Source organism: Tolypothrix bouteillei VB521301, assembly GCF_000760695.4.
GTDB lineage: Bacteria > Cyanobacteriota > Cyanobacteriia > Cyanobacteriales > Nostocaceae > Scytonema > Scytonema bouteillei_A.
In genome coordinates, this window is record NZ_JHEG04000001.1 from 5773860 (window position 1) to 5787650 (window position 13791).

A 13791-nucleotide genomic window follows, 5' to 3' on the forward strand; every position below is an offset into this window, starting at 1 on the left:
GGATACAATGTTACAGGGTTATGAGGTAAAAATAACGCCATGCAAGTTTGTACACGAGAAGCCAAACATCCATAACAATCGCTCCTACCAATATCTCACATAAAAAAAGACATCATATTAACACTGCTGCACCATTAAAAATCATGGACTTTGATTACTACAGACACAGTGAAGGCGCTCCCATTAATAGCAATCGTCAAAGTTTACTGGAAAGTGGCTGGCGACCATTTCATCGAGAGTTGGACTGGGAGTTTGTTTGGCATCTCTTCTATAACGATACGAAAGAACTGACTCAAAAAAGTTTGAACTTAGCAAGTAGTGTTACTGAGGTTTTAGGAAGAAATAATTACACTTGGTGGGCTAATTTATTAAATGTGGTTTCTGACAACACGCGTTATGAGGTAGAAAAATTTTGGAACTATATTACACCTGACCCCCTCACGCCAGATCATCGTTATAAAGATGTCCTCAGTACCGAAACACCTATTGTCCATTTTGTCAGTCGCAATAGCATACCGATTGATTACGTTTTGAATCGCCTTCAAGAAATTACTGTATTGCGGGTTTTAAAATTATTGGAATGTCCTGATATTATTACGCAGCATTATTTAGAAAGAGACTTTTATTTTCCTATAGAAAAGTTTGTCAATTGGGAACGATTGGACGTTGTTAACACTGTGTATGCGTACTGGAGCAAGCATGATGTTTGGTTGCAGATTGATGCTTACGATCGCGGCAGACGGCAATATACTATCATGGCAAAAAATTTAGCACCTCTGATTAATAAAGCAACTTACGATTTGGCAGTCATGCTCAGTGGGTATCAAAGCCGTGTTGGTAAGGTTCACAGTCAATTTCCCATTCGCACCTTTCCCAATGATATTCAAAGCTTTACCGATACAGTACAGCAAGCAATTCTCAACCAAAATCAGCTTGCTGTTTTGGTACATGGAGAACCGGGAACGGGAAAAACAGCTTGGACACAAGCAGTCGCAAAAGAAATTTTGATGCCTTTAGGGTATGTCATTTTCATTTTGGATCACGATGCGATCGCCAACTTTGTTCCGCCAACGTACTTAGAAAAAATTTGTATTATCATTAATGAAGCCGATAATTTGGCGCAAGACCGTGCAAGTGAAGTTGCCCAATACAGTAATAAAACAGAACATATTTTGAGTTTGCTAGATGGCACTTTATATCAAAGCGTGATAGAAGATTCAGGAATTCAAATACAGCAACAGTTGGTTATTATCATGACTTGCAATACAACAGAAAGACTAGATCCTGCCATGTTACGAAAGGGTAGAGTCGATTTAATGTATGAGTTTATTCAGAAATTTGTTTAGAGGCTATTGGCAAAATTACCAGTTACCACACAAGTTGGAAGTAAGCACTTACATCCAATTCAATGATGATGTCAAGTCAATGAAGGACAGGTCAAATGTCAGAGCATCTCGCTGTCTCCATTACTGATGTAGAAACTGCAGCCAAACGGTTAGCTGGGGTTGCTCACCGCACTCCCGTTCTAACTTCAAGAACAGTTAGCGATCGCACGCACTCTCAGGTATTCTTTAAATGCGAAAATTTTCAACGCACTGGCTCGTTTAAGTTTAGAGGTGCTTACAACGCACTATCACAATTATCAGAAGAACAGAAACAAAAAGGCGTACTGACATTCTCATCTGGAAATCACGCCCAAGGAATAGCCCTTGCCGGACAACTCCTTAAAATTCCTACCACAGTTGCCATGCCCGATGACGCCCCCAGTGTGAAATTAGCTGCAACTCGCGATTATGGTGCTGAGGTAATTTTGTACGATCGCAAACAAACCAACAGGGAAGAATTAGCCCACAATTTATTAAAAGAAAAGGCGTTGACACTCATTCCTCCTTACGACCATCCTCATATTGTGGCGGGACAGGGTACAGCAGCCAAAGAACTTATTGAAGAAGTTGGTGAATTGGACTTACTGTTAGTAGGTTGCGGTGGTGGTGGTATACTCTCAGGTTCCGCCATTGCAACCAAAGCAGCTTTACCCAACTGTCGGGTGATTGGAGTAGAACCAGCCCTTGCTGACGATGCAACACGTTCCTTTCACACCAAAACTTTGCAAACAGCAGACAATCCCGATACCATTGCTGACGGTGCGCGGACTCCTTATTTAGGTCAACTGACTTTCCCGCTAGTATTGCATTACGTTGATGATATGGTTACCGTATCTGAGGAAGCTATTATTCGCACCATGTTCTTTTTATGGGAACGCCTTAAAATTGTTGTTGAACCCACAGGAGCCCTAGCGGCTGCTGCTTTGTTAGAAGGTGTTGTGAAAGCACCAGGGGCTAGGGTTGGTGTGATTATTACGGGTGGTAATGTCGATTTGGCAAAATTGCCAGTGCTTACCACTCGATCGTGAATGGTTAGCGATCGCTGTTAAGGTAGCCAAAACTCTGGCAAGATCGATTTACCAATTTGACGTGCTGTTCTGTTGGCGATTCTTGCCAGTTGGATGTGAGTTTCATCGACTTCCACGGGTATAATTTGTGCTGGAAAACCTTCTCCCAAATAGGAAACCACCAAATTTGCAGCTTCCAATCCCGTCACGTAAGCCTTTTCCTGAGACCACGAACCATGACGGTTTGCAATCCAGTCACCGCTCACAAACACGTTTTTAAAACTTGTCCTTGCTGGTAACATATAGCGATAACTACCAGGAGCAAAGTGAGAAACCGCCTGTGGTAAACGAATTACACTGCGATCGATAACTTTTGCTTCCCCAAATGCTGGTACGCAACTAGTTAAATAACGCTGCACTATCTGTACGATTTCCTCATTCTCCAAAGATAAAAACTGATTGGCGTGATAAAAATCAACTTCAACAACGGTTCCCGGCTCATTGCGATACTCGTCATGCAATGCGTTTAAATCAAAAAATGTCCAGCCCGTGGTTGCATCAAATCCAAAGCAAGCATTAGAAGGACGCTTAATATCAATTTTGCGGTCAAACCATAGCCGAGTTGCCAAAACATCAATTGCTCCTAAATTACCCACATTGCGGAATTCTTCTCGACTTTGCAAGCTTGGGCTGTTAGCAAGAATCTTTTTCATACCCGTAATACCAACAGCAAAAATGACTGCATCAGTCTCAAAGACTTCATCAGAACAAACAACCCCTGTCACCCGATTCTCACTATTCACTATTACATCGGTGACGCGACGGTTTGCTAGCACCTTTGCACCAGCTTTTTCAATGCGTTCTACCCAAGGACGAAAGATTTTTTCGCCTACAGTTCCCCGACACCAAACGACATCAAAATCTGGTTGATGTGCCAGGATGAAATAGTAAAGCATTCCTATCGTTGCTGCAGCCGAACATTGTTCTCCTGGTGCAAACAAGCCTACTAGTAACATGGGTTCAAAAGATTCGCGGTAAAGCCTTGCAGAAACGCCAAAATCTTTGAATAATTCGCGGGCTGTAACAAAGTCATAACGCCGCCATGCTTCATCGGAATTATCAAAATCAATCACGGCGTAGAGTAAAGGTAAGGCGCTAATGCGATCGATAAGTGGCAAACGCTTAAACTGGGTGTAGAGGAAAGTCCCTAAAGGTGTTGGGAGTCGCGGTAGATTTTGAAAAATCGGTGATTCCACTTCCAATCCCAAGGGTGAATATTGAGACGAACGAGTCCATGTGGTAAAAGGGTTGATTCCCAACTCATCAATTAGGGCAAAGATATTCCTGTATGGATACCAAAAACCATGAATACCCGCTTCTACGGAACGCCCTGCGGCTGTTTTCCAACCTGCTACCAAGCCTCCCGGATAAGAACCAGCCTCTAAAAGTGTCACTTCATACCCTTGTTTTGCTAGGTGGTAAGTTGCTCCCAAACCAGCCCACCCCGCACCAACAACTACTACCCGTTTCCCATGTGACACTTCTGCCATAACAGCCTCCGTTTATCTTTATCATCCACTATAAAATTTTCAGACGGTTTGCGGTGGGTTTGATTGTTTTAGTGGAATATACTGAGAAACAAACTTCAAGTCAAAATAAATCGCCAAAAAAACACTTGCGGGTAATCTTACTTCAGAGTATAACCAAGAACATATTGATACTTGGTTAGGAGCCGTAACAATGAATTCATCAGTTAATTCTAAAGTCAGTCTCAGTGACTTTCAACTTAGGGATGGTATTTATTTTCCCAAAGACTACGAAGATTTGAACAATACAGAGCACAAACAAAGATGGGACAAAATTGGTAAAACCTATTACGGTTCCCAAAAAATTGAACAAGCAGAGGAAACATCGGCGCTGAAGAAAGATTACACTCTTCTTACCGGAAGACCTGGAGGAACTTGGACTAAATTTCCTCTGAATAAATCTGTGAATTCTATTCTTGAGATTGGTTCGGGTTACGGTAGGATTCCATTGTTTTTATCGAAAGACAAGAACTTGCGATGTCAGAAATATTACGGTATTGATATTTCAGAACCTTTACTGAGACGTTTGCTAAAGTGCAAGCAAGAATATGATTTTTTCCCTGGAGCAGAATTCCATATTATTTGTGCGTCGGCTGAACTGTTACCTATAGAAGATAATTCTGTAGACTTAATCATCTCTAATTGTGTATTTATGCATATACCAGAAGCACAAATCAGAATCTTGATGGCAGAAATGTCTCGCGTTCTGAAGCCCGGAGGAATTTTCGTTTTCAATCATTCTTTCCACAACAAAGCTTGTCCATCTCATAAAATTCATAATTTTATTAGAAGTTTAAGCCCTGCAAAAAACCCTGTTTATCTCAGACAATATTCTGCATCGGAAATTCAGGAAATGCTAGCGGCTTCTGGGCTAAAAGCGAAGTGTTCGCAATACACCGTAGAACCCACACAAGAGTATGCTATTGTCCCAGAAACAATCAAAGGTATCCCGGTACCTTTTGCTAAAGCAATTAACACGCGCCTTAAACCTTCTTCGACTTCTATGAGAGAAACTTTGGCTTATGGTTTCAGTGCTTACAGTACTCAACTAGGTTAAGGTCTTCTAAATCTAACAATATTTCGATATATCTTGATAATGCGGGCATTTTGCCCGCAATCAATATTGAAGAAGGCAGAAGTACGAAGGCAGAGGGCAGAAGGTTCCATTTAGAAGGGGATTCAGACTCCTCCTAAATGGTAGCGACTGAACGGAGTTCAGTCGGGGTCTTAAACCCTTGTTCCCTTTGGTCACTCGCAGAGAGCGGAGCCAGTATTCTCGAATGCCTCCAGCAAAGCTGCCCTCTGCCTTTCTTGATAAAACATGAGTTTGATGAAGTCAACACAGACCTCACGCCGAACCACTAACCACTAACCAAACACTATGAAACTTTATCAAAAAGCTCAGCCTATAGAAATGGCAACCGAAATTTGGTATGAATGGCGCAAGCAGAAGTTACCATTGTCTTTATTCCTGGCAATGTGCTTTAACCTTTTGCTTGCACCTATAGTGTATGCTGCTACCGCTCAAACATTTTCTCGAAATCAAGCTTGGGCTTTGGGTTTGTTAGGTCTAGTCACGGTAGGGCTTTCTATCTATCTGTTTTTCGTCATGTTTGTACCGGAGAAATTCTAATGAGTTTTTTACCTAACCCCTAACTAAGCTGTTATCCCTTTAACGATCGCACTGGACATTGTGTCTGTGTCGAGTAAATTCATGTCTTTTTGCGAATCAATAAAACAGCACTCTACTAAAATGGCTGGCATATTAGTATTTTTAATAACATACAAATGACTGCCATCTTTAACTCCACGATTGACAAATCCGAGTTTGGCAATTTCATTTAATACAGACTGGGCAATTTTTCTACCTGCGTCACTCATGGCATAGACTTCAGTACCATAGGCTTGTCCGTTAAAGGCATTAAAATGGATAGAGACAAAGGTATCAGCTTGAGCATTATTTGCTGTTTCGCATCTTTTAGCAAGTGATTCCCTAACTGTATCAGCTTGTGAGGGTTTGCACGATACAACTTCATGCCCTAAATCTTTTAACTTAGATATAACTTTAGTACCTACATCTAAAGTCAGTTTATCTTCAATTTGGATTCCTCTCGCTCCCGTATCTGGAGGGCAATTATGTCCAATATCAATTGCAATTTTCATTTTCTTGACCTCAGATAATTAGCTTGCTTTCTCTTTATAATTACAATTTTAGTTTTCACAATCGAGTTAGATTTAGCACAAAAAATATTGGCATATATCTAAAAAAGAGACTATAATAAATCATCAAAAAAATAGTATTTTTGAGATTTCTGCCAGTCTTATCTCTTCGGATGATGACTTATTTTTTATATAAAAACTAGGAGAGATTTACCGAATTTTACCGACAAATAGAAAACAAGGATGAAAGTAAAAATGCGATTTGAGAAATACCAATTTGTTATTATATGAACTAAAAATGGGAATAGAATTAGCTACTACAAAAATGAAGCTCGCCTAGGTGGAATAATAAAAAGATGAAAATTTTGAAACCCGTGTAGGAGCGTTTAGCCAGTATAGCTGCGAATTGTATTTGCCAGGAAAAGTATTCAATAAGACTATAAAAAAATCATCTAAAATAGAAATGTAACAATAAGAAAAGCTGTAAATCTCAGGCATGAAACGTATTGTCCTGGTTGCTGGGTTTGAATCGTTCAACGCTGACTTGTACCGTAAGGCGGCTTTTTTGGCTACCTCCCGCGTGGATGAGTTGGATATTCGGGTGTTTAGCGATCGCGACATAACCGCAAAGCGTACTGAGGTAGAAGCAGCTTTAAAAGGTGCTGATGTCTTTTTTGGCAGTTTGCTGTTCGATTATGACGAGGTACTGTGGTTGCGCGATCGCATCTCTAGTATCCCCATCCGCCTGGTATTTGAATCAGCATTAGAATTAATGAGTTTAACCAAACTGGGTGCATTTGCCATTGGGGATAAGCCTAAAGGAATGCCTAAACCAGTAAAGTTTATTCTGGACAAATTTAGCAATGGGCGAGAAGAAGACAAGCTAGCAGGGTACATTAGTTTTCTAAAAATAGGACCAAAGTTATTAAAATTTGTGCCAGTACAAAAAGTACAAGATTTACGTAACTGGCTAATTATATATGGATATTGGAATGCAGGCGGCTCGGAGAACGTCGCTGCTTTATTTTGGACATTAGCAGAAAAATATTTGGGTTTGAAAGTTGGGGAGATTCCCGCACCAGTAGAAACCCCAAATATGGGGCTGTTACATCCCGACTACCCCGGTTATTTTGAATCACCCCGTCAGTATTTGGAGTGGTACTACAAGAAGATTGGGGGAGAGGGAGAAGGAGACAGGGGGAGGAATTTTTCCCCCTCCCCAGTTGTTGGAATTCTTCTATACCGCAAACACGTTGTGACAAAACAACCTTACATTCCCCAACTGATTCGCCGTTTTGAAGAAGCAGGTTTAATACCTTTACCTATCTTTATTAATGGTGTAGAAGGTCATGTAGCCGTGCGGGATTGGATGACAACGGATTTTGAAAGCCAAGCCAGACAACAAGGACGTGTAGAAACTCCTTCCCTTTCTCCAGAAGCTGTTAAAGTTGATGCGATCGTTTCTACAATTGGCTTTCCCTTAGTTGGTGGTCCTGCGGGTTCTATGGAAGCAGGGCGTCAAGTGGATGTAGCAAAACGCATTCTCAGTGCTAAAAATGTACCTTATATTGTTGCTGCACCGCTACTGATTCAAGATATTTACTCGTGGACGCGTCAGGGAATTGGGGGTTTGCAAAGTGTTGTTTTATACGCATTACCAGAATTAGATGGAGCAATTGATACAGTTCCCCTCGGTGGATTGGTAGGAGAAGAGATTTATTTAGTTCCGGAAAGAGTACACCGGCTCATCGGGAGAGTGAAAAGTTGGATTAATCTGCGACAAAAACCAGCGTCTGAAAGAAAAATTGCAATTATTCTCTACGGTTTTCCCCCTGGTTATGGTGCTGTGGGAACAGCTGCATTGTTGAATGTACCCCGCAGTCTTTTAAAGTTGCTTTATGCGCTTAAAGAGCAAGGTTATACTGTTGGAGATTTACCAGAAGATGGGGAAGAGTTGATTCGCCAGATAAAAGAAGCGGATGAGTTAAGATGGGGAGAAGAAAAAAATTTCTCCCCCGCTCCAGAAGGAAACTCGAGTCTCTCTGTGTCTCCTTCCTCTGTCAATGTCCGCACTTTAGAAAAATGGTTGGGATATCTCCGCACATCCCGGATTGAAAAACAATGGAAATCTCTAACGGGAACGGGTATTAAAACTTATGGTGATGAATTTCACATTGGTGGTGTTTGGCTGGGAAATGTATGGATAGGAGTACAGCCACCGTTGGGATTGCAAGGCGACCCCATGCGCTTGATGTTTGAACGGGATTTAACGCCTCATCCCCAATATGCTGCTTTTTATAAATGGTTGCAAAATGAGTTTCAAGCTGATGCTGTGGTTCATTTTGGAATGCACGGTACTGTAGAATGGTTGCCTGGTTCTCCTTTGGGGAATACGGGTTATTCTTGGTCTGATATTTTGTTGGGAGATTTGCCGAATCTATATATATATGCAGCGAATAACCCTTCTGAATCTATTTTGGCAAAGCGTCGCGGTTATGGGGTGTTGATTTCTCACAACGTACCTCCTTACGGTCGTGCGGGGTTGTATAAGGAGTTAGTGGCGTTGCGGGATTTGATTTCGGAGTATCGCGAAGATCCAAAAAAGAATTATCTGCTGAAAGAGGCAATTTGTAAGAAAATTCTGGATACGGGTTTGGATGCGGATTGTCCTTTTGAAGATGCTAAGCGTTTGGGAATCGCGTTTAGCGTCGAGAACGTTCGGATGTTTAGCGATCGCGTTTTTAACGATTATCTTGCAAAGTTATATGAGTATTTGCAGGTTCTGGAGAATCGGTTGTTCTCTTCTGGATTACATGTTTTAGGGGAAGCACCTGGTGAGGAGGAGTTAGGGTCTTATTTAGAGGCTTATTTTGGGAACGAACTACAGAGTCGCAAAGAAGAGGAGGGGTTGATTAGAGAGTTATTGAGTCAAACAACAGATGAGTTGGCGAATTTGTTGCGAGGGTTGAATGGGGAGTATATTCCTCCTGCACCGGGAGGGGATTTATTGCGGGATGGTGCTGGTGTTTTGCCCACGGGTAGAAATATTCATGCTTTAGATCCTTACAGAATGCCATCTCCAGCTGCTTGCGAGCGAGGACGAGAAATTGGGCAAAAAATCATTGTTCAGCATTTGCAAGAACATGGGGCGTATCCGGAAACTGTAGCGGTGATGCTGTGGGGTTTGGACGCTATTAAGACAAAGGGAGAATCTTTGGGGATTCTTTTAGAGTTGGTAGGTGCGGAACCCGTGAAAGAAGGTACGGGGCGGATTGTCAGGTATGAGTTGAAGTCTTTGGCGGAGGTGGGACATCCCCGCATAGATGTTTTGGCAAATTTATCGGGAATTTTTCGGGATAGTTTTGTCAATATTATCGAGTTGTTGGACGATTTGTTTCTTCGGGCTGCTGAGGCTGAGGAACCGGAGGAGCAAAATTTCATTAGAAAGCATGCTCTTGCGTTGAAGGCGCAAGGGGTGGAAAATGTATCGGCTAGGTTATTTTCTAATCCGGCTGGTGATTTTGGTTCTTTAGTAAACGATCGGGTGGTTGATAGTAATTGGGAATCTGGGGATGAGTTGGGGGATACTTGGAAGGGTCGCAATGTGTTTAGTTATGGAAGACAGGACAAGGGTCAAGCCAGACCGGAGGTTTTGACTCAGCTTTTGCAGAGTACCAGTCGCATTGTTCAAGAAATTGATTCTGTGGAATATGGTTTGACTGACATTCAGGAGTACTATGCCAATACGGGTGGTTTGAAGAAAGCTGCTGAAAAACAGCGCGGTCAAAAGGTGACAACGAGTTTTGTGGAGAGTTTCTCGAAGGATACGACACCTCGGAATTTAGACGATCTGTTGAGGATGGAGTATCGGACTAAGTTACTAAATCCGAAATGGGCGGAAGCAATGGCGAGTCAGGGTTCGGGGGGTGCTTATGAAATTTCCCAACGGATGACAGCCTTGATTGGTTGGGGCGGTACTGCAGATTTTACGGATGATTGGGTGTATGACCAAGCTGCTGATACTTATGCTTTAGATGGAGAAATGGCAGAGAAATTGCGTCAGGCAAATCCGGAAGCGTTCAGGAATATTGTAGCAAGGATGTTGGAGGCAAATGGGCGGGGTTTCTGGCAAGCGAGTGAAGAGAAGTTGCAGAAGTTACGCGAGTTGTATGAATTGACGGACGAGCAATTGGAGGGGGTAACGACTTCATAAGTCGCTAAAGTGATACATTAAGATCCCCCTAAATCTCCCTTAAAAAGGGGGACGAGTGAAGAATTCCCCCCTTTTTAAGGCTAGGGGGATCGTCTGTCTTTAAGGGGGTAGCTAAAATCTAAAATCCAAAATGAAGGAGGGTTTAGCTCAAGTTATGCCCGCGCAAAGTATATGCTAGAAGCAGCAGAGGAAAATTGGATACAGGCAGATTTAAAAGCATGGTCTGAATGAGTAATATATTTTTACACAGTTTTGTAAAGTTGCTTAGCGCACTTCCTTCATTACAACGTGCGATCGCATTAGACCGCACTAATCGTTATAAAGATGCATGGAATACTGTTTCATCTGTATGGCGTAACGATGAATTGCGCTACTCAGACAGTGAGGGAAAGGAAGAAGAAAGCCAACGCTTTATACAAGCAGTGAAAATATTACACCAGTTCTTACTAGCTAAACAAGACGAGGCGTCCTGATGACTTCAATTGTATCACCAGAACAAATTGAGAACCTTTTGATTAATGAGTTACAAACTCGCGATCCAAGAGCGCAAGTCAAGGTCAAGCGTACCACATTGGGATGGCTCACAATTCAAGTTATTACCAGTTTTTTTGAAGGAAATACAACAGAAGAACGTGAAGAAAAAATTGATAAAATCTTAGAAACTATAGATATGAACTTGAGCCAGTATCCAATTGCTGGTTATGATTTTTTAACTCCAAAAGAAGCAAACGAACAACAGCCAGAATATATACAATTGCCTCTTTGGTCTGATATTTTAATGGCTTCAGACGCCAACCAACCAATTCAATTAGAAGAAGACAGTCCGAAGCGTCCATTAGTAGTTACTTTTTACTCTTTTAAAGGAGGAGTTGGTCGCTCTACTGCTTTAGGATTGGTAGCAGGTATACTTGCAAGTCGCAATCGTCGAGTCGTGATGGTCGATTTCGACTTGGAAGCCCCTGGAATTTCAGTTTTATTTCGCTCTGATGTTGAAAACTTCAATCAAGAGCAATTTGGTGTTGTCGATTATATATATCAACGATATTTAACTCCCGAAGAGAATTTTCCCAGCCTTGAGGACTGTATATTTCAAGTCAACTTACCAACTAGAGGCGAACTTTTTTTAGTACCAGTTGGAGAATATGATGAAAATTATATTCATAGATTGGCAGAACTTGATAGGAGAACATTACAACAATTTTATACAAGTACAAATAATCCTATCAGGCAACTGATAGAAGACATCAAAAAGCAACTGAATCCAGATGTTATTTTAATTGATGCGCGTCCTGGTTTTAATGATACAAACGCGATCGCATTATTCGACCTAGCTGATACTGCCATCATTTGCTTTTCGCCTACCGACCAAAGCTTTGAAGGGTTGCGCTGGGTTGTACGGGCGGCTGGAAAACAGCGTGACTATCAGGGAAAGCCAGATCTACGCTTTTTACTAACACCCATGCCACCTGTTGCAGCCGAACAGCGTCAAATTTGGATAAGTAAAGTTGAAAAATGGCTCGAAGAAAACTGGATTTTGCCTCGTGGTATAACCGTGAATGAAGTTTACTATCAAGTTCCTTATAACCCTAACATTACAACTTTATACAGTCTAATTAATGACGTTCCTCTAAGTTTGCTAAACGACTACTTGCCACTTGCAGATGCAATTGATGCTAGCTTACCTGATATTCAACCCAATGTAGCAACTACAATTGTTCAAAATCCTGATACAATATTGAACGAGTTGCAATTTGAAGCAGCAAGAGCACAAGATTTAGAAGCAGATAGTATTCCAAATATATTCCAGAGTACAGAAGATTTTCCACAATTTCTTAAGAACCGAACTTGGCTGATACGAGGAGCTAAAGGAACTGGTAAAAGTTTATTATTTAGATTATTTGTAGAGCAGCCAGAAAAAGCAAAAGATTTGGCTCGGCTTGATGTAGATTTAAGTAATGTTAACTTTATACCCGGACACGGTGAGCCTAGACTGCTTGGACCAATTTTAGAAAGCAGGGACTTGGAGAGCTACGAACGACAAGTGGGAGAGAATAGCTGGGCTACCTTTTGGCTAAATTACGCGCTATTGCAACTTTGCCATTCTATACCGGAGTTGCAATTGCTTACTAATTTAGACGAACAGTTAATTGCTTTGAGTTCGCAAGACAACCCTTCACACACATCCATTGTTTCTTGGTTAGTTGAGCATACTCACTCGCCACAAGCAGCTTCAAAAGCTATTGATGAATTGCGTGCGATTGATAACTGGTTGCAAACGAATAATTTACGCGCCTGGTTACTTTATGACGAGTTAGATGCTAGCTTTGGGTCGAGTCAACAGGACTATGTTCGTCGAAGAAGAGCACTGGAAGCTCTGCTTGCATGGTGGTTAGAAAGCGGAACAAGTTTGAAGTGCATTGTACCCAAAATCTTTTTAAGAGAAGATATTTGGGAGCAGCTCAACTTTACCAATAAAGGACATTATGTTGGGCGTTCTGTGCAATTGCGTTGGGGCGAAGTTGACCTCTGGAGACTGGTGCTACGTCAAGTTCTGAATAGTTCTGATACCCTAAGTCGCTCTTTGGAGCAAAATTTGGGAGTGACAATAGCTCGATTAAATACTATCGAGTTAGAGCAATTGCGTAGAAGCTTGTATCCTCTGTGGGGTGAAAGAATGGGTCGGACAAAAAAAGCTTATACCTACAACTGGATTCGTACCCGTATTGCTGATGGTCAAAAAAACTGCTTTCCACGGAGTTTGATATTGCTTTTAAAAGAAGCTGTTAAGCGTGAGAAAGGCTTTTCCACAAAGTACAATCCGGAAGTTCTTCTGCGTCCTAAAGCATTGATTGATGCTTTTCCCTACGTTTCCGAGCAAAGAGTGGATGAAGTACGCAATGAATACCCCGAATTGGAAGAATATTTGAGCAGACTGCAAGGCGAGCGATCGCCTATCGACTCTAACAGACTTACTGAAATATGGAACATAACGGATAGTGCATTAGCTCTTCGTGTAAAAGATATGGTCGATGCTGGTATTTTTACAGAACGCTCTCGTCCTCAAGATCCGACTCCTCGCGTTTATGCTGTTGCTGAATTGTATCTGTACGGATTAAAAATGGTTCGTAAGGGACAAAGGTAAAGCACAGAAGAATACAGGGGTTATATCGCGTCAAAAATCAAGCTGGACATCTATAGGGCAAAACGGTAGCAGCAGTTACGTGAGTTGTATAAGTTGACGGATGAGCAATTGGAGGGAGTGACCCCATAATTTGTATAGAAGTTGTTAGTTGTTTAGAGAATAGATTCATATTTCTTGACATAGATATATTAATTTATGTCCACTTACTTAACGACAGAATTGTTATCTAGTTATTCATAAGTAGAGAGGCGTAAAAAAACCGAATTATGTAACAAAAAGTAAACTTGACTAAAAACCT

At 41.5% G+C, this 13791-nt stretch carries 8 protein-coding genes and 1 pseudogene; 7 read left to right on the forward strand and 2 right to left on the reverse strand.

Features of this window, described 5'->3' with window-relative positions; genetic code table 11:
• Window positions 1–143 precede the first annotated feature (143 nt).
• Both HC643_RS23240 and HC643_RS23245 read left to right on the forward strand, forming a co-directional pair.
• Complete coding sequence (locus tag HC643_RS23240) at window positions 144–1346, forward strand: AAA family ATPase (RefSeq protein ID WP_038085438.1); 1203 nt, start codon at window positions 144–146, stop codon at window positions 1344–1346.
• 95 nt (window positions 1347–1441) lie between these two features.
• Entirely contained in the window at window positions 1442–2413 is a 972-nt protein-coding gene (locus HC643_RS23245; RefSeq protein WP_038085439.1) for a threo-3-hydroxy-L-aspartate ammonia-lyase, read from the forward strand.
• A gap of 17 nt (window positions 2414–2430) precedes the next feature.
• Here the strand turns inward: HC643_RS23245 and HC643_RS23250 are convergent, their stop codons facing one another.
• Window positions 2431–3942 carry a hydroxysqualene dehydroxylase gene (locus tag HC643_RS23250; protein WP_038085442.1) on the reverse strand — a complete coding sequence of 504 codons (1512 nt, stop codon included), beginning with the start codon at window positions 3940–3942 and terminating at the stop codon, window positions 2431–2433.
• 190 nt (window positions 3943–4132) lie between these two features.
• Here HC643_RS23250 and HC643_RS23255 point away from each other — a divergent pair, with 190 nt between their 5' ends.
• Complete coding sequence (locus HC643_RS23255) at window positions 4133–5035, forward strand: class I SAM-dependent methyltransferase (RefSeq protein ID WP_050045251.1); 903 nt, start codon at window positions 4133–4135, stop codon at window positions 5033–5035.
• Between the two features lie 324 nt (window positions 5036–5359).
• Window positions 5360–5611 (forward strand): potassium-transporting ATPase subunit F, encoded by a 252-nt coding sequence (locus HC643_RS23260; RefSeq protein ID WP_038085447.1) that lies wholly within the window; start codon window positions 5360–5362, stop codon window positions 5609–5611.
• 29 nt (window positions 5612–5640) lie between these two features.
• Here HC643_RS23260 and HC643_RS23265 read toward each other — a convergent pair.
• A pseudogene (locus tag HC643_RS23265) lies at window positions 5641–6141 on the reverse strand (N-acetylmuramoyl-L-alanine amidase); the annotation flags it as partial.
• 493 nt (window positions 6142–6634) lie between these two features.
• Here HC643_RS23265 and bchH point away from each other — a divergent pair.
• The 3 genes from bchH to HC643_RS23280 all read left to right on the forward strand — a co-directional run bounded on the left by bchH (window position 6635) and on the right by HC643_RS23280 (window position 13493).
• Window positions 6635–10351 carry a magnesium chelatase subunit H gene (gene bchH, locus HC643_RS23270; RefSeq protein ID WP_038085452.1) on the forward strand — a complete coding sequence of 1239 codons (3717 nt, stop codon included), beginning with the start codon at window positions 6635–6637 and terminating at the stop codon, window positions 10349–10351.
• A 227-nt stretch (window positions 10352–10578) separates the two neighbouring features.
• Window positions 10579–10824 carry a hypothetical protein gene (locus tag HC643_RS23275; RefSeq protein WP_050045250.1) on the forward strand — a complete coding sequence of 82 codons (246 nt, stop codon included), beginning with the start codon at window positions 10579–10581 and terminating at the stop codon, window positions 10822–10824.
• Window positions 10824–13493: a P-loop ATPase, Sll1717 family gene (locus tag HC643_RS23280; RefSeq protein ID WP_167844737.1), complete on the forward strand. Its 2670-nt coding sequence runs from the start codon at window positions 10824–10826 to the stop codon at window positions 13491–13493. The genes HC643_RS23275 and HC643_RS23280 overlap by 1 nt, the downstream gene beginning before the upstream one ends.
• Window positions 13494–13791 lie beyond the last annotated feature (298 nt).

Excerpts from the sequence above, each read along its gene's own strand:
- HC643_RS23240 (WP_038085438.1), top strand. The coding sequence starts at position 144 with ATGGACTTTGATTACTACAGACACAGTGAAGGCGCTCCCATTAATAGC.
- HC643_RS23245 (WP_038085439.1), top strand. The coding sequence starts at position 1,442 with ATGTCAGAGCATCTCGCTGTCTCCATTACTGATGTAGAAACTGCAGCC.
- HC643_RS23250 (WP_038085442.1), bottom strand. The coding sequence starts at position 3,942 with ATGGCAGAAGTGTCACATGGGAAACGGGTAGTAGTTGTTGGTGCGGGG.
- HC643_RS23255 (WP_050045251.1), top strand. The coding sequence starts at position 4,133 with ATGAATTCATCAGTTAATTCTAAAGTCAGTCTCAGTGACTTTCAACTT.
- HC643_RS23260 (WP_038085447.1), top strand. The coding sequence starts at position 5,360 with ATGAAACTTTATCAAAAAGCTCAGCCTATAGAAATGGCAACCGAAATT.
- bchH (WP_038085452.1), top strand. The coding sequence starts at position 6,635 with ATGAAACGTATTGTCCTGGTTGCTGGGTTTGAATCGTTCAACGCTGAC.
- HC643_RS23275 (WP_050045250.1), top strand. The coding sequence starts at position 10,579 with ATGAGTAATATATTTTTACACAGTTTTGTAAAGTTGCTTAGCGCACTT.
- HC643_RS23280 (WP_167844737.1), top strand. The coding sequence starts at position 10,824 with ATGACTTCAATTGTATCACCAGAACAAATTGAGAACCTTTTGATTAAT.